We start from the raw sequence: 21,673 nt of genomic DNA on the forward strand, positions 1-21,673 counted from the left end.
CGGATTCTGCTTCCACCGGCAAACTCGCCCTTTTTCAAAAGGTTAGGTTTGCCTATGCGGACGATCGTCATCACCGTTGCAACGCTTTCCCTGGCTCTCCTCGCGCTGGACGTCCAGGCCAGGGAACTGAGCAAGAGCCATCGTTTTGCTTGTACCTGGGGTTCGGATATCGCCGCCGGCGCGCAGCAGTCGAAGCTGTCGGGGATGTCCCTGTATGGCGCCCGCAAGCGCTTGCAGGTGCGCAAGTTCCAGCAGCCATGGATGCGCATGACGGCGATGGGGATCACCGAGCAGACCTACAACAGCACCTCGCGGCTCAAGCCTGCGGATGTCAAGCAGACTTACTACGAGCAGTGCGTGCGGCATGAGCTGGCGCAGCGATAAATAAAGAAGCCCGACCTGAACAGGTCGGGCTTTTTCATGGGCGCCGCGAACGCAGTATCACTTGTCACTTTCGCAATTGACCATCCACGACACGCCAAAGCGATCCACCAGCATGCCGAAGCGTGCGGCCCAGAAAGTCGCTTCCAGGGGCATGTCGACCCGACCATCCTTGGCCAGTGCGTTGAACACCTGCTCGGCTTGCGCAATGGTGTCGACGTTGAGAGAAATCGAGCAGCCGCTCATGCCCTGGGTTGGCCGGTCGGGCGTGGTGTCGGAGGCCATCAACATCTGGTCGCCGACTTTCAGGCAGGTGTGGATGATCAGGTTGTGGTGTTCTTTCGGCACGTGCTCGGCGGCGGGTGTTTCGCCGAAGGTCATCATCGCTTCGAGCTTGCCGTGCAGCGCTTGCTCGTAAAAGGTGAAGGCGGCACGGCAGTCGCCGTTGAAGATCAGGTACGGGTTGATTTTCATGGTGGTACTCCCGAACAGGCAGTGAAACGCAGCGCGGCCGGGTGTGCCGAAGCTGCATCATGGATGGACTCCATCCAGCAAAGCGTTAGAGCGCTGAATTGCCAGCCGATACTGCAAATTTTTTCTGTGGAATGACCGACGGTGTGCCGTCAGTTGGATGGCCTCATGATTCCCGCGCGCTGTGAACCGCCGCAGAGCCGGCTACGTGTGTCGCAGGTTTGTTCTGCATCAACGCATCGATGGCCTTGCGGTAGTTTTGCCCACCCAGCGCCATGCTGTTGTTGTGGGTCGCACCGGGCACCAGCAACAGGCGTTTGGGTTGTCGGGCAGCGGCAAACAACTGCTCGCTGAAGCGTGGCGGGACGAAGGCGTCGGCCAGACCATGCACCACCAGCAGGGGCATATGGATGTCGGCGATCTTGTCGATGGAATCGAATTTTTGCGACAGCAACCAGCGTACCGGTAGCGAGGTGTTCGCGACGGCGGCGGCGACATCCGCCAGAGAGGTGAAGGTGGATTCGATGACCAGGCCCCGCACCGGTAGCGGCGTATGGTTTCTGGCGGCGTTCTGGCCCAGTTCGGCGGCCAGGTCGATGGCGACCGCCCCACCCAGGGAGTGCCCGTAGATCAGGCGTTTGCTCGGGTCAGGTTGCAGCAACTGGAAACGCTCCCACGCTACCCGCGCATCTTCGTAGACGGTGCTTTCCGAAGGCAGATCGCCGTGGCTCTGGCCGAAGCCGCGATAATCGATAGCCAGTACCGAGTAACCCGCCGCGCGCAGTTGTTCGATACGAAACAGTTGCCCGGTGAGGTTCCAGCGCACGCCGTGCAGGTAAAGAATGGCCGGGGCGTTCGCACGCTCCGCCGGCCACCACCAGGCATGAATGTTCTGTCCGGCCTTGAAGCTCTTGGGCCGCAGCTCGAGTTCCTGAACGCTGTCGGGCAAGCCGTGATACCAGCCTGCCGTCCCCGGTTCGATGCGAAACAGCAGTTTGCGCTCCGTGTGTTCGAGTACCGCGCAACTCGCCGGCAGGCCGATGATCAGCGCGGCCATGCAGGCAAACGCCAGACGGCGGCGTCGAAGTCGGGTCATGAAGGCGAGGAGCATTAAACGTTTCACCGGTGCGCGGACAAAGAACGCTTTTTACCAGAAGCGTTGGCCCACGCGAGACATTTTCGACCACCGTGAGCCCGCAACGATTACAAAATGCTGCAACGGCTCAACCGATCTCCAGCACGATCTTGCCGATGTGGTCGCCAGCCTCCATATGGGCATGGGCCAGGTTCGCATCGGTGAGCGGATAAACCTTGTCGATCATCGGCAGGCAACGCCCGCTCGCCAGCACCGGCCATACATGTTCGTGCAGTTGCGCGGCGATGGTGGCTTTCTCCGCAGTGGTGCGGGGGCGCAACAGCGAACCGGTAACCACCGCGCGCTTGGCGAGAATGGCCAGCAGGTTGATGTCGTTGGCCCGGGCACCGCCCAGAAAGCCCAGCATCACCAATCGACCGTCCATCGCCAGGGCACTGACGTTCCCGTTCAGATAAGAGCCGCCCATGATGTCGAGGATCACATCGACACCCTGGCCGGCGGTTTTTTCAGCAATGACTGTGGCGAAATCTTCTTCACGGTAATTGATCGCCCGACCGCCCAGGTTCTCGATTGCCGCACATTTTTCGGCACTGCCGGCGGTGGCGAAGGCTTCGATGCCGAACTCGCGGCAGAGCATCAACGCGGTGGTGCCGATGCCGCTGGTGCCGCCATGGATCAATACGCGCTGGCCCGCACGGGCACCGCCGAGGCCGAACAGGTTGGCCCAGACCGTGAAGAAGGTTTCCGGTATCGCGGCGGCCTGCACCCAGTCCAGCCCCTCTGGGATCGGCAGGGCCTGACCGGCCGGAACGGTGCAGTATTCGGCGTAACCGCCACCGTTGGTCAGCGCACAGACCCGGTCACCCACCGCGAAGGTGCTGACACCCACGCCGACTGCCACCACTTCACCGGCCACTTCCAGCCCAGGTATCGGGTTCATGCCGGGCCTCATCGGATACTGGCCGGCGCGCTGCAAGGCATCCGGACGATTGATGCCGGCGGCGTGGACGCGAATCAGCACTTCGCCTTCAGCGGCGGTTGGCAGCGGCACTCGGCGCGGTTGCAGAACGTCCGGGCCACCGGGCTGGGTGATTTCGATACGGGTCATTTCATTGGGCAGCGTCATTTTGGTTTCCTGGCAGGCAAAAGGTCTGTAAATGGGAGCGCAGCCGGGAGGCAATGATTCCCGCTAACGATCCTTTCAGTGTTTATGGCGCCCAGCATATCGGCTATCGTTGCTGCGTTTATGCAGCGATTTCGCTGCTTGATGATGCGAAATTGCAGCGGTGGAATAAACGATGAATTGGGATGATGCGCGGGTGTTTCTCGCTGTCTGTCGCGAGTCGACGTTGCGTGGCGCCGCGCGGGTGTTGGGTGTGGATCAGGCCACGGTGGGGCGGCGCATCAACGCGCTGGAAAGGTCCTTGAGCGCCACGCTGTTCCTGCGTACCTCTGAGGGCTATGCGCTGACGGCAGTGGGTGAAGCGGCATTCAAATCTGCGGAAAAAATGGAACATTCGGCGCTGGAACTGGAGCGACAGATCCAGGGTCTGGACGATCGTCTGACCGGAACTGTCCGCGTCAGTACCACCGATTCGCTGGCGATCGACTTCCTGATCCCGGCAATGGCGCGATTGCACGAGCGGCACCCGGATGTGCGCGTGCAATTGGACGCCACCACGCAGATGCTCAGTCTGGCCAAGCGCGAAGCCGACATCGCCGTGCGCAATGCACGCCCGGACAATCCCGACCTGATCGCCCGACGCATCGCCCGCTGGCCGGTGGGGCTGTTTGCATCGCAGGCGTATATCGATGCCCACGGCGTACCGACACCCGGTACGGCGTTCGAGGGGCATGATCTGGTCGTCTATCAGCCGTATCTGGAGCGCAGCCAGGAGATGACGCTGGTCAACGAACCCGTGAGTCGCGGGCGCATTGTCGCGAGTCTGGGTTCCAGTCTGCTGGGCCGCCGCTCGATCGCTGCTGGCCTTGGTGTAGGAGAAGTCCCGGTTTACATGGGGAATCGTGACGGGCTGGTTCGACTCTGGCCGGAGCGAACACGGTCGTTGCCCTACGAGGTCTGGCTGGTGACCCACGCCGACTTGCGCCATACGGCGAGGGTCAAGGCGGTCATCACGCAGATTGTCGAAGCGTTTGCAGCCGAAAATGAGTAGTGCGGGCGCGCCGTTTGAGTGGTTTTAGCCAACTACATTGCTTGGAGATTTTGCCTACAACTGCACCGGAATCCGCTGGCTTGTGAGTCATGTGGACTCGGCCTTATCGTTTCTGAAACCTCTTGCGGGGCGGATGGCTCGCCTGGGAGGGGATCAATCAGGGACGTATTGATAAGCAGCAGAGGTGTGGAATTGCTTGCAAGGGAATTCAGCCAATTTCAAGAATGTGACATGGCCCGTGAATCTGACGGTATCGACTCCATGAACGACAAGACAAGTGATGTATTCAACGCCAGGCTCGAAGCGATCGAGGTGAAAACGGACGCTCGAGTCGATGCCCTGCGCGCGAGCCTTGATACGTTCGTTGCGGCTCAAGCAGAGCGGGACAAGGCCCAACAGGAACACCAGCAGTATTGGCTGAAAGTGCAGGAACGGCTGATGTTGCGGCAGAAACGTGCTCAGGAGCGTGCCCGGCTGGAATGGGAGAAAACTCAGGAGGCCGCCCGGCAGGAGTCCCAGAGATTACAGGAGACCGCCCGGCAGGAATCCCAGAGATCACAGGAGGCTGCCCGGCAGGAGTCCCAGAGATCACAGGAGGCTGCTCGCCAGGAGTTCCAGAGATCGCAGGAAGCCGCTCGGCAGGAATGGCAGCAGTCTCAGCAGAAGGCTCGGGAGGAATGGCAGAAAGCGCATGAAAAAGAACGACGGGAGCGCGAAAAAAACGAGGTTATTGCTCGGCAGGAGCGCGAGAAGGGGCGTAAGGCCTACGACATCGCTCAACGGGAGCGCGACAAGCGTCTCGAATTGATGTTCGAACGGGTCGTCAAGGCTGAAGAGCGTGCGGAAGACTATACGAGGCAAATTGTAAGTTTCAAACGCAGTCACTACGCAGGTGCTGTCGTGCAGTTGTTCGCTGCCGTGGCGATACTGGTGGGCGCCATGTATGCCAACCAGGCCAACGTCATGGTAGCGATGCAGACCACGTTGTCGGTGATCCAGGCCGTCAAGGATGCGAATACATCGTCAGTGGTGATGCCGGCATCAGCCACGACAGAATGAAAAACGGCCTTCAATGAAGGCCGTTTTTTGTGGGTGATGAAGTCATGCCTCATGGCATTTCCGGCAACTCCTGAGGCCGCAGATCAAACACCAGTACTTCGGCATCGATGCCGTTGCTCAGGGTGAGTGCCTGTTCTTCGCGAACCCGCACGCCGTCACCTTCCTGCAATTGCACGCCGTTGAGTTCAACGCTGCCGCGAGCGACATGCACGTAGGCATAGCGGTTGGCAGCCAATTTCAGGGTTGCGCTTTCCGCTCCGTCGAACAGGCCGGCATACACACGGGCATCCTGGCGTACTTTCAGCGAGCCATCGGTGCCTTCCGGAGAAATGATGAGCTTGAGGCGACCCCGTTTGGTTTGCGAGCTGAAGTGCTCTTGCTGGTAGCGCGGTTTGGCGCCCCCGACATCCGGCACGATCCAGATTTGCAGGAAGTGCACAGGCTTGCTCGCCGAGTGGTTGAACTCGCTGTGGGCCACACCGCTGCCGGCGCTCATCAGTTGCACATCGCCGGGACGAATGACCGAGCCGGTGCCGAGTGTATCCTTGTGTTCCAGCGCGCCTTCGAGCACGTAGGAGAAGATTTCCATGTCGCGGTGCGGGTGTTGGCCGAAGCCTTTGCCAGCGGCGACGCGGTCATCATTGATCACCAGCAGGTCGGAAAAACCCTGCTCGCGAGGGTTACGGTAGCTCGCGAAGGAAAAGGTGTGGAACGACTTCAACCAGCCATGATTGGCGAGGCCACGATCGGAGGCTTTGCGAAGGGTCAGCATGATGAAATCTCCTTTCAGGACGTGAATTCGTCCGAGTGAGGAGAAGGTTACTGTTAACCGATCTGTGTAATAAGTAGATGAAAATTGAAATACTGTCTCCTTGCAGTTGACAGTTTTGCGCGGTTTTACCTGAGCGTTTTACTCGCCATAATGCGGCGGCTTATAACTGTTCATTGATTTCAGTGATGTCATTCCATGAAAACTGTAGCGATGGTGCTGTTTCCCGAGTTTCTCCTGCTGGACATGGCCGGGCCGCTGGAAGTGTTTTCGGTGGCGAATCGCTACTTGAAAGCACAAGACCACTATCAATTGGTCACCCTCGGCACCGAGCGCGGGCCGTTGCGCGCATCCAACGGTGTTCTGATGCATGCCGACCGGCATATCGATGAGGTCGACGACAGTTTTGATCTGTTGCTGGTGCCGGGTGGTCCGGGGGCCTACAACGAAAAACATCCGCCACTGCTCGCCTGGCTGCCGGGTGCGGTCAAGCGCAGTCAGCGCTACGGGTCGATCTGCACCGGGGCTTTCGTGCTCGGTCATGCCGGCCTGTTGAACGGCTTTCGCGCGACCACCCACTGGAACTACACCGAGCGTTTGATCAAGAGTTTTCCCCAGACCATCGTCGAGACCGATCAGATCTACGTTGAGGATCGCAATCTCATCACTTCGGGCGGTGTTACCGCCGGCATTGATATGGCGCTGGCGGTGGTCGCCCATGACCATGGCAAGAAACTCGCCCAGGATGTGGCCAAAGTGCTGCTGGTGGTGATGAAGCGTCAGGGCGGGCAGGCGCAGTTCAGCCCGTTGATGGCAGCGGTGGCGCCTCAGGAAACCCCGATCACCCGCGTGCAGAACCATGTTCTGGAGCATCTCGACGAAACGTTCAGCGTCGAGCGCATGGCCGGTCTGGCGAACATGAGCGCGCGGCATTTTGCCCGGGTGTTCGCCCGCGAGGTGAACATGACACCCATGGAGTTCCTGCAGAACGCGCGTATCGATTGCGCGCGAAACTTGTTGGAAACCAGTGACCTGCCATTGAAAACCGTGGCGTACAAGAGTGGTTTCGGCAGTGTGCGCCACATGCGTTTTCTGTTCGGCGAAAAGCTCGGACTGACACCGACGCAGTACCGCGAACAGTTCAGCTAGAGCGATTCTGTCCGTCTGGCGCACCCGGATGTCCGTGTTGCGCCCTGCGTGAGACTTGTTCCGTCACCGAGGGCTGCGAAGATAGCGGTCATGAACAGCCTCAACGATTTGAGTTCGGCGTCGGTCCTGCGTTTTGGTCCGTACGCATTTCACTTGCGCCAACGGCTGATCCTCGAAGGGGATCGGCAACTGCGCATGGGGGGGCGTGCGCTGGACATTCTGCAAGTGTTGGTCGAGCGTGCCGGCCGGGTGGTCAGCAAGGAGCGATTGATCGCTCTGGTGTGGCCGACTTCCGTGGTGGAAGAGATCAACCTGCGCGTACACATCGCCGCGCTGCGTCGAGCTTTGGGCGATGGCGAAAACGGTCAGCGCTACATCATCAATGTGCCACAGTGCGGCTACAGTTTTGTCGCCCCGGTGCAAGGCGACAGTGTCCCGCAGGTGGCGTTCGAAACTCTGCAGGCGCCTCAGCACAATCTGCCGGCACGTTTGACGCCGGTCACCGGCCGCGACTCGCTGATTGGCGGTCTGGTGCGGCAATTGCCGTTGTCGCGACTGATGACGATCACCGGACCGGCCGGGGTCGGCAAGACCACCGTAGCCCTGCGTGCGGCCGAGTTGCTGCTGCAACATTTTGCCGATGGCGTCTGGCTGGTGGACTTCTCGCAGATCGATAGCTCCACGTCGTTGCTCGAACATGTGCTGCGCACCCTCGATACCGATTTCACCACACTCACCGCGTGCCATGCCTTGCTGGTGCTGGACAATTGCGAGCATTTGCGCGAGGCCTGCCGGGGGCTGCTGGAAAAACTGCTGGGTGCGGCACCACGCCTGTCGGTCCTTGCCACCAGTCGCCAGGCGTTGCAGGTCGGGCTGGAAACCGTGCAGCAATTACCGCCCCTGGCCATTCCCAAATCCACTGCGCTGAACAGTGTCGAGGAAGTGATGAGTCACTCGGCGGTGCAGTTGTTCGTCAGTCGTGCCCGGGCGCGGCAACAGGGTTTCAGTTTGCGCGAGCAGGATCTGAAGGCTGTGCGCGATATCTGCCGGCGGCTGGATGGGCTACCGCTGGCGATCGAACTGGCGGCTGCGCAAATCGATGCGCTGGCAATCGTCGGTGTGCAGGCGCAACTGGATAATTGCCTGCAACTGCTGAGTCATGGGCGGCGCACTGCAGTATCCCGTCATCAGTCGATGAAAGCCGCGCTGGACTGGAGTTATGGACGCTTGAGCGACGCCGAGCGGCAAGTGCTGCAACGGCTGTCGGTATTCAAAATGGCGTTCACGCTGGATGCGGCGATTGGCGTGATCAGTTGTGCCCGGTTGCCTGCTTCGACGCTGGTGGCGCTGGTCGAGCAACTGGCGGACAAGTCACTGCTGAGCGTGGAGCGGGGCGGCGCGGTGCTGCGTTACCGGATGCTCAACACCACGCGCCGCTATGCCTGCGAACAGCTGGCGCACAGTGGCGAGCTGAATGACTTCGAGCGTCGGCACGCCCGCTACATTGACCGCACCCGCTGGGCTTCAGGCGTGCAGTTGGCGGTGTAACTCGTCAAGCAGCGCGCGGACCTTGCGCAAGTCCGGGGTCGCATAGCCCTCGGTGAAGCGCTGGTAGATCGGCGTCAGCAGTTGCAGCGCTTCGTGGTGGCGCGACTGGCGTTGCCATAATTGCGCCAGTGACGTGGCACTGCGCAGTTCCCAGGCCAGGGCGCCCTGGCGGCGGGCAATGGACAGCGCTTGCTGCAGCACGGTTTCGGCAAGCTCCGAGTTGCTGGCCGCTGCTCTTGCGCTTTCGCGGGCAAGCCCGCCAAGAGGTTCGTCCAGACATCTCGACTCCTCGGCCAACAACCCCTCGGCCCGCACCCGCAGAATCTCCGCTGTACTCCAGCCCGCCGCGCCACTGTTCGCCCGCGCAAGCAAGTCGTCATCAATGAACGCGCTGTCGAGGGTGACCATGATTTCCTTGATCAACCCGCTGTTATTCGGCGGCGCCAACGTCTCGGCACCGGCATTGATGACCTGCGCGTAGTGCCGGCCCCAGGTGTGGAACAGCAATACCGAATGTTTCTGCGCCTGTTCCAGCAGCAGTTGCAGCAAGGCGCGAGCGTTCTGTTGGTCGCCGTTGTAATGGGCGATCAGGCAACTGGCGAGGGCCAGGGTGTAGCAAATCGAGGTGCCGTGATCGATTTGCACGGCGATATCCAGTGCCTGCCGCGCGGTGCGCCAGGCCTGTTCGGGCAAGCCTTGCAGCCACAGCACCCGGGCGAGGACGGTCAGTGAGGCAACGCTCTGGTCGTATTGCACGCCGAAACCGTGGGTGAAACGGTTGAGGTGGCCGCTGTGGGCCATGCGCTGAATCACCTGTTCGGCGTGAATCCGTGCCTGGAACTGGTCGCCGGCGTAATGCAGGGCCAGCACCCGCAGGCGGTGGGTGCTCAGTAACAGTTGTGGATCGCCGTCCAGCCCCAGGCGATCGAACAGTTCACTTTGTTCCAGCGCCATCTGGTAGTGACCGCAACTGAGGTTGACCGCCATATGCCCGGACACCGCGCGCAACTGGCCAGCCATGTCATCGTGCTGTTGCGCCAGCAGACGCGCGCTGACAAACGCGGCAATGGTTTCCGGGGTGCCGCCCCAGGTGTGATAGCAGGCGCTGCCGAGGGCCAGTTTCAGGGCGATTTCCAGTCGCGGGCAGGGTTCGCTCGAGGACTCCAGTTCCGCCAGCGCCTGACGCACGTAACCGCCGTATTCCTTGAGCAATGACAATTCCTGCCACAGCGGGGCAGACGTGGCGGCCAGCCGCACACCCAGATCCCGCGAACCCTCGCTGTGCAACGCCCAGTACAGGGCGGCACGCAAATCTTCCAGGCCACGGCTGTAGCGCTCGATCCACACCCCGGTCGGGGTATTTTCCCAATCGTTTTGCGCCTGATGCATCAATGTCAGGCAGCGTTCGGCGTGGCGCTCGCGGGTTGTGCCGAGTTCGGCGGCCCGCTCAAGCGTTTCCAGCGCATAACGGCGAGTGGTGTCGAGCAAGCGATAAAACACTTCTTCATCGCCCACTTCGACGCTGAGCAGCGACTTGCCCACCAGTTGCGTGATCGAAGCGAACACCTCACCGGGTTCGACCTGTTGGCCGACGATCACCGCAGCGGCGGACTCCAGGGTGAAACCACCCCGAAACACGCCCAGCCGGCGCAGGCAGATCTGCTCGCAGTGGCTGAGCAGGTTGAAGCTCCAGTCCAGCGTGGCGCGCAGGGTTTCATGCCGGCCCAGACTGGTCTGATTACCCGTCGGCAAACGGCCTTGCAGTTGTGTGAGCAAACCGTCCAGCCCGAGGCTGGCGACCTGCGCCGCCGCCAGTTCCAGGGCCAGCGGAATGCCGTCCAGCCGCCGACAGATTTCGCTCGCCAGTGGCAGCTCGGCGTCGCTCAACTCAAAACTTTCGTGAACGGCCATCGCGCGTTCGACGAACAACTGCAACGCGGAAAACCCCATCGCCTGTTCGCGGTCGAGTACGGCAATCGGCGGTGGGCAGTCGAGGGACTCCAGACGCTGCACGAACTCGCCTTCGGCGCGCAGGCTCTCGCGACTGGTGGCCAGAATGTGTACCTGCGGCGCGCCACGCAAAATGCTCTCGCCGAGCAGGGCCACGGCATCGATCAGGTGTTCGCAGTTGTCGATCACCAGCAGCATCTGCCGGTCGCGCAGACTGTTGATCAGGCAGGCCAGCGGCTCGCTGTCATGCAGCGACAAATCCAGCAGGCCGGCCAGGTGCGAGCAGATCAGCCGTGCATCGTTGAGTGGCGCCAGGTCGAGCAGGCGAATGCCGTCGCGATAGCGTCCGATCAGTTGTTCGGCCACTCGCAGGGCGACAGTGGTCTTGCCGATTCCGCCGGGGCCGACCAGGGTGATGCAGCGCTGGCGGGGCAATTGCGTCATCAGACTGTCGACCAGCGACTGGCGGCCGATCATCCGCGTGCGGCGCAGCGGCAGGTTGTGCCGACCGGGTTTGGCGGGAGGCGGGCTGTCGAGAGATTGCAGGGCGATCGGCGCGACGAAGCTGTAGCCACGCTGTGCCACGGTCACGATGTAACGCTGCCCGGCCTGACCGTCGCCGAGGGCCTTGCGCAGCGCTGCCATGTGGACTCGCAGGTTGATGTCTTCCACCACGCTGTCCGGCCACACCCCGGCGATCAACTGCTGCTTGCTCACCACCTCTCCGGGGTGGGCCAGCAGGATCAGCAGGATGTCCATGGCACGCCGGCCCAGGCGCAACGGCTGGTCGCCTTCGAGCACCAGGCGTTGTCCGGGATGAATCCGATAGGGGCCGAAACCGATGGCCTGATTCGGGGAAAGACTCAACAGCTCACTCCTGCGATGCTTTTTTTATGATCCTGCTCCCGTTCGGCGACGATTCGGTGACGGGCAGGGCGGATCGGCGCTTGAAGTGGCGCAAACCGTCTGATCCGCGATATCCGAGCATATTCCTCAGGATCTGGCGTCAGTGCAATGCGCAGGCTCCGGGGCATTTTTGCCCCGGCATCGGCGTCGGGCGCCGCAACCACTGTATTTAAAGGTCGAAGCCTGTGTCGGGGCACCCGACGACCGGGAAAAATTAACAACGATTAACTCGTCCTGCAGCAGCACTACGTCCAAAACTTCGGGTAATGGAATGCATACGTCCCGGAGGACGCTGCAAATGAGCAAGGTAGTGGTGGTCTATCACAGTGGCTACGGGCATACCCGAGTCATGGCCGAGGCTGTGGCTCAAGGGGTGGAGCGCCACTTGGGCAGTGCCTGCCGGCTGGTTGCGGTGGAGGATGTCGAAGCGCACTGGGACGAGCTGCACCGCGCCGACGCAATCATCTTCGGCGCGCCGACCTACATGGGCAGCGCGTCGGCGGCGTTCAAGCAATTCATGGAAGCGTCGGCGGCGTTCTACCTCGCCAGGCCCTGGCGCGACAAGATCGCCGCGGGGTTCACCAATTCCGGCAGCCTGTGCGGCGACAAGCTCAACACCCTGTTGCAGATGGCGGTGTTCGCCGCGCAGCATTCGATGATCTGGGTGGGCCTGGATCTGCTCCCGGCGCGTTCTGCCGCCGGTCTCTTCGATGGCCAGTTGAACCGTCTCGGTAGCTCTCTCGGGGCGATGTCGCAATCCTGTGTCGAGCAGCCGCCGGAATACGCCCCGCCGCTGGAAGATCGCCGCACCGCCGCGCACCTGGGCGAGCGTGTGGCGCGCCTGGCGCAACGCATGAGTCAGCAATAAATCCTAGAGGAAGGCCCGTTGCAGCGTTGTCGAGGATCGCGACGTTTTGCTTTTCGGATTGCGCACCTCTCGACAGCGCCAGGCAAACGGATTGATCCCTTCACTGCGGGTGAAGATGTGACAGAAGTGCGCCTGATCGCAGAAGCCGCATTCCAGGCTGATTTGCGTCAGGCTCAGGTCGGTGTGCTGGATCAACAGCTTGGCCCGGGCGATGCGTTGGGTGCGAATCCAGTCCTGTGGCGACAGCCCGGTGCTGCATTTGAAAGCCCGCGAGAAGTGACTGCGCGACAGGCAGCAGGCACGGGCCAGCTCGGTGACTTCAAGGCTGTCGCCGAGGCGGTCGAGGATCAGTTGTTTCACCAGGCGTTCGCGCTGCGGGCTGAGACCGCCAGTGCTGCTCTTGAGCGGTTCGCTGGCGACGGTTGGTTGTAAGTGAGCCATGGCCAAAGTCCGTGTCGGGGGGAACGCACGGTCAGCGCTTTCCCTCGGGTCAATAAAACAACGCTGCGCAGAGCAATTCATTGTTGGGCGGTGACCGGAGGCTGACGAGTTAAACGTTGTTAATTGCGCCGTCGAGCAGGCGCGGGATCGAGTAAAGTGCGCAGCACTTGCGTCCGGCATAAAAGGAAAAATACCCATGAACCGTAACGATCTGCGTCGTGTCGACATGAACCTGCTGGTGATTTTCGAAGCGTTGATGTTCGAGAAGAACCTGACCCGCGTTGCCGAAAAGCTGTTCATGGGGCAACCGGCGGTCAGTGCGGCCTTGGGGCGCCTGCGCGATCTGTTCGACGATCCGCTGCTGCTGCGCAACGGGCGCGGCATGGAGCCGACGGCGCGGGCACTGTCCATTCTCGAAGAACTGCAACCGGCCATGGACGTGATCTCTGGTGCGGTCAGCCGGGCCAAGGAATTCGACCCGGCCACCAGTTGTGACCTGTTCCGTATCGGCCTGTCGGACGATGCCGAATTCGGCCTGTTTCCGCCGTTGCTGCGTCAGTTGCAGGAAGAGGCGCCGGGGATCGTGGTCGTGGTGCGTCGTGCCAATTACCTGCTGATGCCGGCGCTGCTGGCCTCCGGGGAAATCTCCGTGGGCGTGAGCTACACCACGGATCTGCCAGCCAACGCCAAACGCAAGAAGCTGCGCGACATTCCCTGCAAAGTCCTGCGCGGCGACGACCGTCCGGGGCCGCTGAGCCTTGACGAATACTGCGCCCGGCCCCATGCGATGGTGTCGTTCTCCGGCGATCTGAGCGGCAACATCGATCTGGACCTGGCCAAGGTCGGACGGACGCGCCGGGTGGTTCTCGGCGTGCCGCAATTCAGCGGTCTGCGCGCGTTGCTGGCGGGCACTGAAATGATCGCCACCGTGCCGGATTACGCGGCCTGCGCGCTGGTGGAGGGCGGCAAACTGCGCGCCGAGGATCCGCCGTTCCCGATCGATGCTGCGCAGTTGTCGATGGCGTGGAGCGGGGTGCATGACAACGATCCCGCCGAGAAGTGGCTGCGCTCGCGGATCAATCAGTTCATGTCGGTGGCGCTGGATACCCAGGGTTCCTGATCCTGGCCCTCTCCGGAGGAAAAGGGGGTTGATCGACAGCGCACAGAGCCTTATCCACCGAAGACTGGCGTTTTCAGCCCAGGCGATTCGTGCTCACGGGCTATCTGGCGTGCGTGAGAACAAAGAGAGCACGTACATCCAATTTTCCCCACCCTCGTCGTTGCACCATGGCGGTCAATGATCGATCAAGGGTGGAGCCATGCACACCGCGCAACGTAATAAATGGGCGCCAGACGCCGGTCTGCTGTTCCTGCGGGTCAGTGGCGGGTTGTTTCTGCTGTGGGTCCACGGTTTGCCCAAGCTGCTGGATTTCTCCGCGCAGTTGCAACTGATCGAAGACCCGTTTCACCTCGGTGCCCACCTCACCCTGAGCCTGGCGATTTTCGCCGAAGTTCTCTGTCCGCTGCTGATCGTCGCCGGGTTGCTGGTGAGATTGGCCTGCTTGCCTATTCTGTTTGTGCTGCTGGTGGCACTGCTGGTCGTGCATCCGCAATGGAGTGTGGCCGAAGGGCAGTTCGGCTGGCTGCTGTTGATCCTGTTTACCACTGTCTTCATCGCCGGGCCTGGACGGCTGGCGCTCAATGTTCGTCTGCCCGGAGTGTTGCGTTATGCCTGAATCCCTGTCCCTGAAAGCACCGGGAGCCGATGAGATTGTGACGCTGATCGTCAAGCATCGGGTCAAGGCCGGTTTCGAGGCGCCCTATGAGGCCTGGTTGCGCAATATCGTCAGTGTGGCGGGGCGCGAGGAAGGGCACCTGGGCGTGGATGTGATGCGCAGCAAGCACGGCGGCCTCGACCTGTTCACCTGCGTGTTGCGCTTCTGTTCGACCGAGGCGATGCAGCGCTGGCTCGATTCGCCCAAGCGTCAGGCCTTGATCGATGAAGCGGCGCCGATGCTCGCCGATGGCGACCAGACCGAAGTCAATCAGGTCAACGAGTTCTGGTTCGCGCCACTGGCCGATGCCGCGTCGCCGCCACCGCGCTGGAAGCAGGCCGTGGTGACGCTGCTGGTGATCCTGCCGCACACCTTGCTGGTGCCGCTGATCTGGGGGCCGCTGCTGCAACTCAATGCCTTTCTCTCCAATTACGTGGTCGCGACGTTCCTGATCACCCTGACCATCGTGCTGTCGGTGGTGTACGTCTGCATGCCGGCCGCAACCCGTTTGTTCGCGCCATGGCTGACCGCGAGTCAGCCTCATGAACACCTGGAATCCAACGCCAATCCGCCGCGCTGAAGCGGCGGATCCCGGCTCCGTTTCACTTATCTCGAAGGAACTGCGATGAACGCCGATCTGATTCTGTTCAATGGCCAATTTCATACGGTAGACCGCGAAAAACCGCTCGCCAGCGCTGTGGCGATCAAGGATGGACGTTTTGTCGTCGTCGGCAACGATACCCAGGCCATGGCCCTGCGCGGTGCCGGCACTCAGGTTGTCGACCTCAAGGGTCGCTGCGTGATCCCTGGCCTCAACGACTCGCACTTGCACCTGATCCGTGGCGGCCTGAACTACAACCTCGAACTGCGCTGGGAAGGCGTGCCGTCCCTGGCCGATGCGCTGCGCATGCTCAAGGAGCAGGCCGACCGCACGCCAACGCCGCAATGGGTACGCGTGGTCGGTGGCTGGAACGAATTCCAGTTCGCCGAAAAACGCATGCCGACCCTCGAAGAGATCAACCAGGCAGCACCGGACACCCCGGTGTTCATCCTGCACCTGTATGACCGCGCGTTGCTCAACCGCGCTGCGTTGCGCGTCGCCGGCTACACCCGCGACACGCCGAACCCGCCGGGCGGCGAGATCGTGCGCGACTCCAGTGGCAACCCGACTGGCATGTTGGTGGCGCGGCCGAACGCGATGATTCTCTACTCGACCCTGGCCAAGGGGCCGAAGCTGCCGCTGGAATATCAGGTCAACTCGACCCGCCAGTTCATGCGCGAACTCAATCGCCTCGGCCTGACCAGCGCGATCGATGCCGGCGGCGGTTTCCAGAACTACCCGGACGATTATCAGGTCATCGAGCAACTGGCCAAGGACGAGCAACTGACCGTCCGCATTGCCTACAACCTGTTCACCCAGAAACCGAAAGAAGAGCTGACCGATTTCCAGAACTGGACCGGCAGCGTCAAGTTGCATCAGGGCGATGACTTCCTGCGTCACAACGGCGCCGGTGAAATGCTGGTGTTCTCGGCGGCGGATTTCGAAGACTTCCTCGAACCGCGCCCGGATCTGCCGCAGACCATGGAACAGGAGCTGGAGCCGGTGGTGCGCCACCTCGTCGAGCAGCGCTGGCCGTTCCGTTTGCACGCGACCTACAACGAATCGATCAGCCGCATGCTCGACGTGTTCGAGAAGGTTAACCGCGACATTCCGTTCAATGGCCTGCCATGGTTCTTCGACCACGCCGAAACCATCACCCCGCAAAACATCGAGCGGGTGAGGGCGCTGGGCGGCGGGATCGCGATCCAGGACCGCATGGCGTTCCAGGGCGAATACTTTGTCGACCGCTACGGCAAACAGGCCGCCGAAGCCACACCACCGATCAAGCGCATGCTCGCCGAAGGCGTGCCGGTTGGCGCCGGTACGGATGCCACTCGCGTTTCCAGCTACAACCCGTGGACGTCGCTGTACTGGATGGTCAGCGGTCGCACCGTCGGTGGCCTGGCCCTGTACGAGGAAGGCTTGCCGCGCACCACCGCCCTGGAACTGTTCACCCACGGCAGTGCCTGGTTCTCGTCCGAGCAGGGCAAGAAGGGCCAGATCAAGGTCGGGCAACTGGCGGATCTGGCGGCGCTGAGCGCGGATTTCTTCCATGTCGAGGAAGAGGCGATCAAGTGGATCGAATCGGTCCTGACCGTGGTCGGCGGCAAGATTGTCTACGGCGCCGGGGACTTCGAAAAACTCGGCCCGGTCAGCCTGCCGGTGCTGCCGGACTGGTCGCCGGTGGCGAAAGTCCCGGGCCACTGGCGGCCGAATGCGCCGTTGCAGGCGCAGGTTCACCAATGCAGCGGCCCGTGCGCCGTGCATACCCACAGTCACGAGAAGGCCCGTATGTCGAATGTGCCGGTGAGCGATTTCGCCGGCTTCTGGGGCGCCTTCGGCTGTTCCTGCTTCGCGTTCTGAGTCTTGCAACAAGGCGTCGGCCATCGTGGCCGGCGCTTCACCTCTCCATCACCCGAGGAGTTTCAAATGAGCAACGTTCCTTACAGCCGCCTGAACAAAGACGACGCCGTTGTGCTGCTGGTCGACCACCAGACCGGCCTGATCTCGCTGGTGCAGGATTTCTCGCCGAACGAGTTCAAGAACAACGTCCTTGCCTTGGGCGACATCGCCAAGTTCTTCAACCTGCCAACCATCCTCACCACCAGCTTCGACAGCGGTCCGAACGGCCCGATCGTGCCTGAGCTGAAAGCGCAATTCCCGGACGCACCGTTCATCGCCCGTCCAGGCCAGATCAACGCCTGGGACAACGAAGATTTCGTTAAAGCGATCAAGGCCACCGGTCGCAAGCAACTGATCATCGCCGGTGTCGTGACTGACGTCTGCGTGGCGTTCCCGACCCTGTCGGCCATCGCCGAAGGCTTCGAAGTGTTCGTGGTGACCGACGCTTCCGGCACTTTCAACACCACCGTGCAACAGGCTGCCTGGGCGCGTATGTCGGCTGCCGGTGCACACCTGCTGAACTGGTTCGCTGTGGCGTGCGAGCTGCAAGTCGACTGGCGCAACGACATGGAAGGTCTGGCAAACCTGCTGTCCGAGCGTCTGCCGAACTACCGCAACCTGATCAACAGCTACACCAAGTTCACTGCCAAGTAAGGCGGTGATGGAAAAATGCCCGCACGGATGTGCGGGCATTTTTTTTGCGGTGTTCGCGGTCAGCGATCTCAAGATCACGAATGACCCCATGTCGTACACATCAACGCTTCTGCAACCACCCCAAAAACCCACCCTTGCGAATCGGCACCGGCTTGGCCATCAACGCCAGCCGACTGTTCTGCTGCCGCACTGCCTGCAACTTATTCAACGCCCGCGTCACCTCCCCACGCTTCTCCATGCATTCGCGCGTCAGACGCTTGTCGATGCGATAGATGATGCTCGACGTCAGCGCGGTGAACGTCGCCTGCGACGGCGTGTCGGCGAGGATGCTCTGCTCGCCCATGACCTCGCTTGGTCCCATCCGCCCGGCCTCGGTTTGCCCGGCGCCATCCGGCACGCTGGCGCTGACCACGCCGGTGGCAATCACGAACAGGCTGTCCGGCACTTCATCCAGATCCAGCACCACCTGGCCAGCGCTGTACTGCTGCGCGACCATCGATTCCGCCAGGCGATCGCGTTCTTCATGGCTCAGGGAGCGGAAGATCTTCACTTCGTCGAGCAAGGCCCGAGCGCGGCTCGACGGCTCGATCACGCCGTCCGGATGGCGGGAAATGCCGGCCGCTTCAAGGTGGCGATGGGCGAGGTCGAACAGTTGATTGCGCACGTCGCTTTTCTTGCTCAACTCGGCGATGAAACCACTGGCGACGTATTCGGACATCTCTTCGCCGGCCTCTTTGAGCACCACTTTCGGCGCCGGGTTCAGCAACAGGCTGCTGCTGCCTTGCAGGGTGCGGTCGAGTGCGTCGAGCACCCGGCGAGGGCGGATGTGATTCGGCACCTTGATGCTGATCGACACCCCATGCAGATTGTTCGGCCGGCTGAGATTGACGATCTTGGCCTTGGCTGCCACCGAGTTCGGCACCACGGCCATCGTCCCCGCGCTGCTGAGCAGGTGCGTGGCGCGCCAGTTGATGTCGAGCACCTTGCCCTCGACGCCATCGATGACCACCAGATCGTCCACCTGATACGGCTTGGTAGTGTTCAGCACGATGCCGGAGAACACGTCGGCCAGCGTGCTTTGCAAGGCCAGACCGACCACGATCGCCACCACCCCGGACGTCGCGAGCAGACCTTTGACCGGCAGATCCAGCACGTAACCGGCGGCGGCAACGATGGCGGCGAGAAACACCAGCGCCCCGATCACGTCCTGCAACAAGCGACCGCTGTGCCCGATGCGGCGCATCAGCACCAGACCGAACACCTCGGTGACGACCCGCGCGGCGTACAGCCACCAGAGAATGCCCAGCGCCGTCGCGCCGAGTTGCGCCACCGGATCATCGGCGAACAACGGCGTCTGCAACGGGCTGACGCCGGCATTGATGATCAGCGCACTGAACGCCAGAAACAGCGCCAGCCGCACACCCACTCGCGGGGCGCGATGGCGGAACGGGGCGAGGTGCCAGAGCACGGCGTCGAGCACCAGCAACACGGCGCTCCAGGACAGCAGGTGGGCGAAAAGAAAGGACATCGCAGGCTCCAGAACCGGATTACCGGCCGGTTGAACATAAAAAAACTCGCCACACCGTCGGGTGTGGCGAGTGCCGGGGCATCAGTTCAGATGTGTCTTCAGTTCAGCCGCCGCTTGCCGCACGGCCGCTTTCACTTCCGGAATCTGGCTCAGCGGATTGAGCAGGCCGAAATCGTGAATCATCCCGTTGTAGCGCACCGAGGTCACCGGCACACCGGCCGCATCGAGGTGGCGGGCGTAGCCTTCGCCTTCGTCACGCAGCACGTCGAACTCGGCGGTCTGCACCAGGGCGGCGGGCAGGCCCTTGAGCTGCTCGGCGCTGGCGTTGAGCGGCGAGGCATGGATCTGCGCACGCTCGGCCGGGTTGGTGGTGTAGTTGTCCCAGAACCACTGCATCATGCCTTTGGTGAGGAAGTGCCCCTCGGCGAATTGCTGGTACGAGCCGTCGTCGAACTGCGCGTTGGTCACCGGCCACATCAACAGCTGGAAGCGCAGGGCAGGGGTTTTCTGCTCCTTGGCCATCAGCGCCACCACTGCCGCCATGTTGCCGCCGACGCTGTTGCCGGCCACCGCCAGACGCTTGCCGTCGACGCCGATTTCCTTGCCGTGTTCGGCTACCCACTTCGTTGCCGAGTAAGCCTGATTGATCGCGGTCGGGTACTGCGCTTCCGGCGACGGTGTGTAGTCGACGTACACCGCGACCGCGCCAGAACCCACCACCAGATCACGAATCAGGCGTTGGTGAGTCGGGAAGTCGCCCAGTACCCAGCCACCACCGTGGAAGAACATGAACACCGGCAACTCGCCTTTGACCTTGGCTGGACGCACCACTTTCAGGTTGAGGGTCTGGCCGTCGACCTTGATCGCCTTGTCGCTGACTTCAACCCCCGACAGGTCAACCTTCACCGAAGCCTGGGCGCCGGTCAGAACGGCACGGGCGTCTTTCGGGCTCAGTTGCTCAAGCGGCTTGCCACCTCCAGCGGCGAGGGCTTCGAGGAACGCCTGGGTGTTGTGTTCGACGCCCGGGCTGCCGGCGGCGAATGCGTTGCTCACGGACAGGGCGAGGAGGGAAGCGGTGAGGGTTTTCTTGACGATGTTCATGGTGGAAATCCTTTTGAATGTTTTTTGAGTTGTTTGCCTTGAGTGCGGGCTGCTGTGGCGCTGGGGTCAGGCCTCAGCAACACCGTGAGCACAGATTAATGAGATGCCGAAAAGTGAAAAAGCGGCTATAAAGCGTTTAACTGTCAACCAGAGAGTGACAATGAACCCGTTCGAAGACATGCGTATTTTTTGCCAGGTCATGGACTCCGGCAGTTTCACCGCCGCCGCCGACCAACTGGGGCTGTCCAAGCAGTTCGTCAGCCGTCGCCTGATGCAGTTGGAAGAGCGGCTTGGCGTGCGCCTGCTCAACCGTTCGACCCGGCGTCTGGACGTGACGCCGCTGGGCCAGAGCTATTACGAATCGGCGCTGCGCTTGCTCGGCGAAGTGGAACACGTGGAGCAGGGCATAGCGGGGCAGACCGCCGAGCCTCGCGGCGCGATCCGCGTGAGTGCGCCGCTGTCGTTTGCGCTGGCGCATCTGGGCTGTTTGCTGCCGCCGTTTCTGCAGCGTTATCGCGAGGTCACGGTGGAAGTGGACCTGAGTGACCGGCCGGTGGATCTGCTGGGCGAGGGTTACGACCTGGCGTTGCGTATCGGCGTGCTGGAGGATTCGACCCTGATTGCCCGGCGGATTGCCGTTGTTGAGCGGGTGTATTGCGCGAGTCCTGCGTATCTGGCCGAACGCGGTACACCGCTCCAGCCGGATGACTTGCTTGAGCATGACTGCCTGCCTTACGGGCACAATCGTTCGGTGCAGTGGCGGTTCAATGCGGGGCAGGGCAAGCCGGTGCTGGTGAATGTCACCGGGCGGATGCGGGTCAACAACGGCGAATTGCTGCGGGATGCGGCAGTGGCGGGGATGGGGATTACTTATCTGCCGACGTTCATTGTTGGCGCGGCGTTGAAGGAAGGGCGATTGGTGGCGGTGCTGGACGAGTTTCGTCCGGAGCCGCTGACGTTGTCGGCGGTGTATCCGCAGCATCGTCAGGCCTCGCGGCCGGTGCAGGCGTTGATTGAGTTTTTGCGGGAGCGGTTGGATCCGGCGCAGTGTGAGCTTTAGTTTTGGGTTGTTGGGGTTGTTGGGGTTGTTGGGGTTGTTGGGTGTACATATCCGTTGCTTCGGTAACGGCGGCTTATGGTTTCGCCCTTACGGCGAGTCACCTTTTTCAAACGCCAAAAAGGTAACCCAAAAGGCTTGGCCCCGGCGTTCGGCCCCTCGCCTAGGCTCGGGGTTCCTTCGTTACGGGATTCATCCGGGGGCATCGCCTACGGTTTGCTTCGCTGCACCTCCTCTCGATGT

The 21,673-nt window shown here is 61.7% G+C and carries 20 protein-coding genes; 12 read left to right on the forward strand and 8 right to left on the reverse strand.

From position 1 onward, the window contains the following. Positions 1–54 precede the first annotated feature (54 nt). Positions 55–384: a hypothetical protein gene (locus N8H74_RS25415; protein WP_217834392.1), complete on the forward strand. Its 330-nt coding sequence runs from the start codon at positions 55–57 to the stop codon at positions 382–384. Between the two features lie 57 nt (positions 385–441). Here the strand turns inward: N8H74_RS25415 and N8H74_RS25420 are convergent, their stop codons facing one another. The 3 genes from N8H74_RS25420 to N8H74_RS25430 form a co-directional block, all read right to left on the reverse strand. After that, complete coding sequence (locus N8H74_RS25420) at positions 442–855, reverse strand: VOC family protein (RefSeq protein ID WP_217834393.1); 414 nt, start codon at positions 853–855, stop codon at positions 442–444. Between the two features lie 163 nt (positions 856–1,018). After that, positions 1,019–1,963: a lysophospholipase gene (locus tag N8H74_RS25425; protein ID WP_262151196.1), complete on the reverse strand. Its 945-nt coding sequence runs from the start codon at positions 1,961–1,963 to the stop codon at positions 1,019–1,021. 112 nt (positions 1,964–2,075) lie between these two features. Next, on the reverse strand, positions 2,076–3,074 hold the full coding sequence (locus N8H74_RS25430) for an NAD(P)H-quinone oxidoreductase (RefSeq protein WP_262151198.1): 999 nt from the start codon (positions 3,072–3,074) through the stop codon (positions 2,076–2,078). Between the two features lie 172 nt (positions 3,075–3,246). Here N8H74_RS25430 and N8H74_RS25435 point away from each other — a divergent pair, with 172 nt between their 5' ends. Continuing rightward, positions 3,247–4,122 (forward strand): LysR family transcriptional regulator, encoded by an 876-nt coding sequence (locus N8H74_RS25435; protein WP_262151199.1) that lies wholly within the window; start codon positions 3,247–3,249, stop codon positions 4,120–4,122. 186 nt (positions 4,123–4,308) lie between these two features. Then, a complete protein-coding gene (locus tag N8H74_RS25440) occupies positions 4,309–5,181 on the forward strand; it encodes a hypothetical protein (protein ID WP_262151201.1) in 873 nt (290 codons plus the stop codon). 49 nt (positions 5,182–5,230) lie between these two features. Here N8H74_RS25440 and N8H74_RS25445 read toward each other — a convergent pair whose 3' ends face one another. Then, positions 5,231–5,953 carry a pirin family protein gene (locus N8H74_RS25445; RefSeq protein ID WP_262151203.1) on the reverse strand — a complete coding sequence of 241 codons (723 nt, stop codon included), beginning with the start codon at positions 5,951–5,953 and terminating at the stop codon, positions 5,231–5,233. A 195-nt stretch (positions 5,954–6,148) separates the two neighbouring features. On the opposite strand from N8H74_RS25445, the gene N8H74_RS25450 reads away from it, so the two are divergent. Further along, positions 6,149–7,099 (forward strand): GlxA family transcriptional regulator, encoded by a 951-nt coding sequence (locus tag N8H74_RS25450; RefSeq protein ID WP_217834399.1) that lies wholly within the window; start codon positions 6,149–6,151, stop codon positions 7,097–7,099. A gap of 90 nt (positions 7,100–7,189) precedes the next feature. After that, the gene (locus tag N8H74_RS25455) at positions 7,190–8,647 is read left to right on the forward strand and encodes a helix-turn-helix transcriptional regulator (RefSeq protein WP_262151206.1); all 1,458 of its coding nucleotides are present in this window, start codon (positions 7,190–7,192) and stop codon (positions 8,645–8,647) included. Here the strand turns inward: N8H74_RS25455 and N8H74_RS25460 are convergent. Next, positions 8,624–11,464: a helix-turn-helix transcriptional regulator gene (locus N8H74_RS25460; RefSeq protein ID WP_262151208.1), complete on the reverse strand. Its 2,841-nt coding sequence runs from the start codon at positions 11,462–11,464 to the stop codon at positions 8,624–8,626. The genes N8H74_RS25455 and N8H74_RS25460 overlap by 24 nt on opposite strands. Positions 11,465–11,801: 337 nt before the next feature. Here N8H74_RS25460 and N8H74_RS25465 point away from each other — a divergent pair, with 337 nt between their 5' ends. Continuing rightward, positions 11,802–12,371 (forward strand): flavodoxin family protein, encoded by a 570-nt coding sequence (locus tag N8H74_RS25465; RefSeq protein WP_262151210.1) that lies wholly within the window; start codon positions 11,802–11,804, stop codon positions 12,369–12,371. A gap of 3 nt (positions 12,372–12,374) precedes the next feature. Here the strand turns inward: N8H74_RS25465 and N8H74_RS25470 are convergent, their stop codons facing one another. Next, positions 12,375–12,812, reverse strand: a complete 438-nt coding sequence (locus tag N8H74_RS25470) for an AraC family transcriptional regulator (RefSeq protein WP_262151212.1) — start codon at positions 12,810–12,812, stop codon at positions 12,375–12,377. 196 nt (positions 12,813–13,008) lie between these two features. Here N8H74_RS25470 and N8H74_RS25475 point away from each other — a divergent pair, with 196 nt between their 5' ends. The 5 genes from N8H74_RS25475 to ycaC all read left to right on the forward strand — a co-directional run bounded on the left by N8H74_RS25475 (position 13,009) and on the right by ycaC (position 17,744). Continuing rightward, a complete protein-coding gene (locus N8H74_RS25475) occupies positions 13,009–13,932 on the forward strand; it encodes a LysR family transcriptional regulator (RefSeq protein WP_262151214.1) in 924 nt (307 codons plus the stop codon). A 199-nt stretch (positions 13,933–14,131) separates the two neighbouring features. Then, a complete protein-coding gene (locus N8H74_RS25480; RefSeq protein WP_262151216.1) occupies positions 14,132–14,548 on the forward strand; it encodes a DoxX family protein in 417 nt (138 codons plus the stop codon). Then, on the forward strand, positions 14,541–15,167 hold the full coding sequence (locus N8H74_RS25485) for an antibiotic biosynthesis monooxygenase (RefSeq protein ID WP_262151218.1): 627 nt from the start codon (positions 14,541–14,543) through the stop codon (positions 15,165–15,167). The genes N8H74_RS25480 and N8H74_RS25485 overlap by 8 nt, the downstream gene beginning before the upstream one ends. A 45-nt stretch (positions 15,168–15,212) precedes the next feature. Then, the gene (locus tag N8H74_RS25490; RefSeq protein ID WP_217834805.1) at positions 15,213–17,051 is read left to right on the forward strand and encodes an amidohydrolase; all 1,839 of its coding nucleotides are present in this window, start codon (positions 15,213–15,215) and stop codon (positions 17,049–17,051) included. Positions 17,052–17,117: 66 nt separating this feature from the next. Then, positions 17,118–17,744: an isochorismate family cysteine hydrolase YcaC gene (gene ycaC, locus N8H74_RS25495; RefSeq protein ID WP_217834806.1), complete on the forward strand. Its 627-nt coding sequence runs from the start codon at positions 17,118–17,120 to the stop codon at positions 17,742–17,744. 100 nt (positions 17,745–17,844) lie between these two features. Here the strand turns inward: ycaC and N8H74_RS25500 are convergent, their stop codons facing one another. After that, the gene (locus N8H74_RS25500; RefSeq protein ID WP_262151221.1) at positions 17,845–19,272 is read right to left on the reverse strand and encodes a mechanosensitive ion channel family protein; all 1,428 of its coding nucleotides are present in this window, start codon (positions 19,270–19,272) and stop codon (positions 17,845–17,847) included. Positions 19,273–19,353: 81 nt separating this feature from the next. Then, complete coding sequence (locus N8H74_RS25505) at positions 19,354–20,373, reverse strand: alpha/beta hydrolase (protein ID WP_217834808.1); 1,020 nt, start codon at positions 20,371–20,373, stop codon at positions 19,354–19,356. A 160-nt stretch (positions 20,374–20,533) separates the two neighbouring features. On the opposite strand from N8H74_RS25505, the gene N8H74_RS25510 reads away from it, so the two are divergent. Continuing rightward, a complete protein-coding gene (locus tag N8H74_RS25510; protein WP_262151223.1) occupies positions 20,534–21,433 on the forward strand; it encodes a LysR family transcriptional regulator in 900 nt (299 codons plus the stop codon). Positions 21,434–21,673: the final 240 nt, after the last annotated feature.

It is taken from the genome of Pseudomonas sp. B2M1-30, assembly GCF_025447575.1.
GTDB classification, from domain to species: domain Bacteria; phylum Pseudomonadota; class Gammaproteobacteria; order Pseudomonadales; family Pseudomonadaceae; genus Aquipseudomonas; species Aquipseudomonas botevensis.

Bases quoted from the DNA above. Each gene is read 5' to 3' on its own strand.
- N8H74_RS25415 (WP_217834392.1), top strand. From the start codon at position 55: ATGCGGACGATCGTCATCACCGTTGCAACGCTTTCCCTGGCTCTCCTC.
- N8H74_RS25420 (WP_217834393.1), bottom strand. From the start codon at position 855: ATGAAAATCAACCCGTACCTGATCTTCAACGGCGACTGCCGTGCCGCC.
- N8H74_RS25425 (WP_262151196.1), bottom strand. From the start codon at position 1,963: ATGCTCCTCGCCTTCATGACCCGACTTCGACGCCGCCGTCTGGCGTTT.
- N8H74_RS25430 (WP_262151198.1), bottom strand. From the start codon at position 3,074: ATGACGCTGCCCAATGAAATGACCCGTATCGAAATCACCCAGCCCGGT.
- N8H74_RS25435 (WP_262151199.1), top strand. From the start codon at position 3,247: ATGAATTGGGATGATGCGCGGGTGTTTCTCGCTGTCTGTCGCGAGTCG.
- N8H74_RS25445 (WP_262151203.1), bottom strand. From the start codon at position 5,953: ATGCTGACCCTTCGCAAAGCCTCCGATCGTGGCCTCGCCAATCATGGC.
- N8H74_RS25450 (WP_217834399.1), top strand. From the start codon at position 6,149: ATGAAAACTGTAGCGATGGTGCTGTTTCCCGAGTTTCTCCTGCTGGAC.
- N8H74_RS25455 (WP_262151206.1), top strand. From the start codon at position 7,190: ATGAACAGCCTCAACGATTTGAGTTCGGCGTCGGTCCTGCGTTTTGGT.
- N8H74_RS25465 (WP_262151210.1), top strand. From the start codon at position 11,802: ATGAGCAAGGTAGTGGTGGTCTATCACAGTGGCTACGGGCATACCCGA.
- N8H74_RS25470 (WP_262151212.1), bottom strand. From the start codon at position 12,812: ATGGCTCACTTACAACCAACCGTCGCCAGCGAACCGCTCAAGAGCAGC.
- N8H74_RS25475 (WP_262151214.1), top strand. From the start codon at position 13,009: ATGAACCGTAACGATCTGCGTCGTGTCGACATGAACCTGCTGGTGATT.
- N8H74_RS25480 (WP_262151216.1), top strand. From the start codon at position 14,132: ATGCACACCGCGCAACGTAATAAATGGGCGCCAGACGCCGGTCTGCTG.
- N8H74_RS25485 (WP_262151218.1), top strand. From the start codon at position 14,541: ATGCCTGAATCCCTGTCCCTGAAAGCACCGGGAGCCGATGAGATTGTG.
- N8H74_RS25490 (WP_217834805.1), top strand. From the start codon at position 15,213: ATGAACGCCGATCTGATTCTGTTCAATGGCCAATTTCATACGGTAGAC.
- ycaC (WP_217834806.1), top strand. From the start codon at position 17,118: ATGAGCAACGTTCCTTACAGCCGCCTGAACAAAGACGACGCCGTTGTG.
- N8H74_RS25500 (WP_262151221.1), bottom strand. From the start codon at position 19,272: ATGTCCTTTCTTTTCGCCCACCTGCTGTCCTGGAGCGCCGTGTTGCTG.
- N8H74_RS25505 (WP_217834808.1), bottom strand. From the start codon at position 20,373: ATGAACATCGTCAAGAAAACCCTCACCGCTTCCCTCCTCGCCCTGTCC.
- N8H74_RS25510 (WP_262151223.1), top strand. From the start codon at position 20,534: ATGAACCCGTTCGAAGACATGCGTATTTTTTGCCAGGTCATGGACTCC.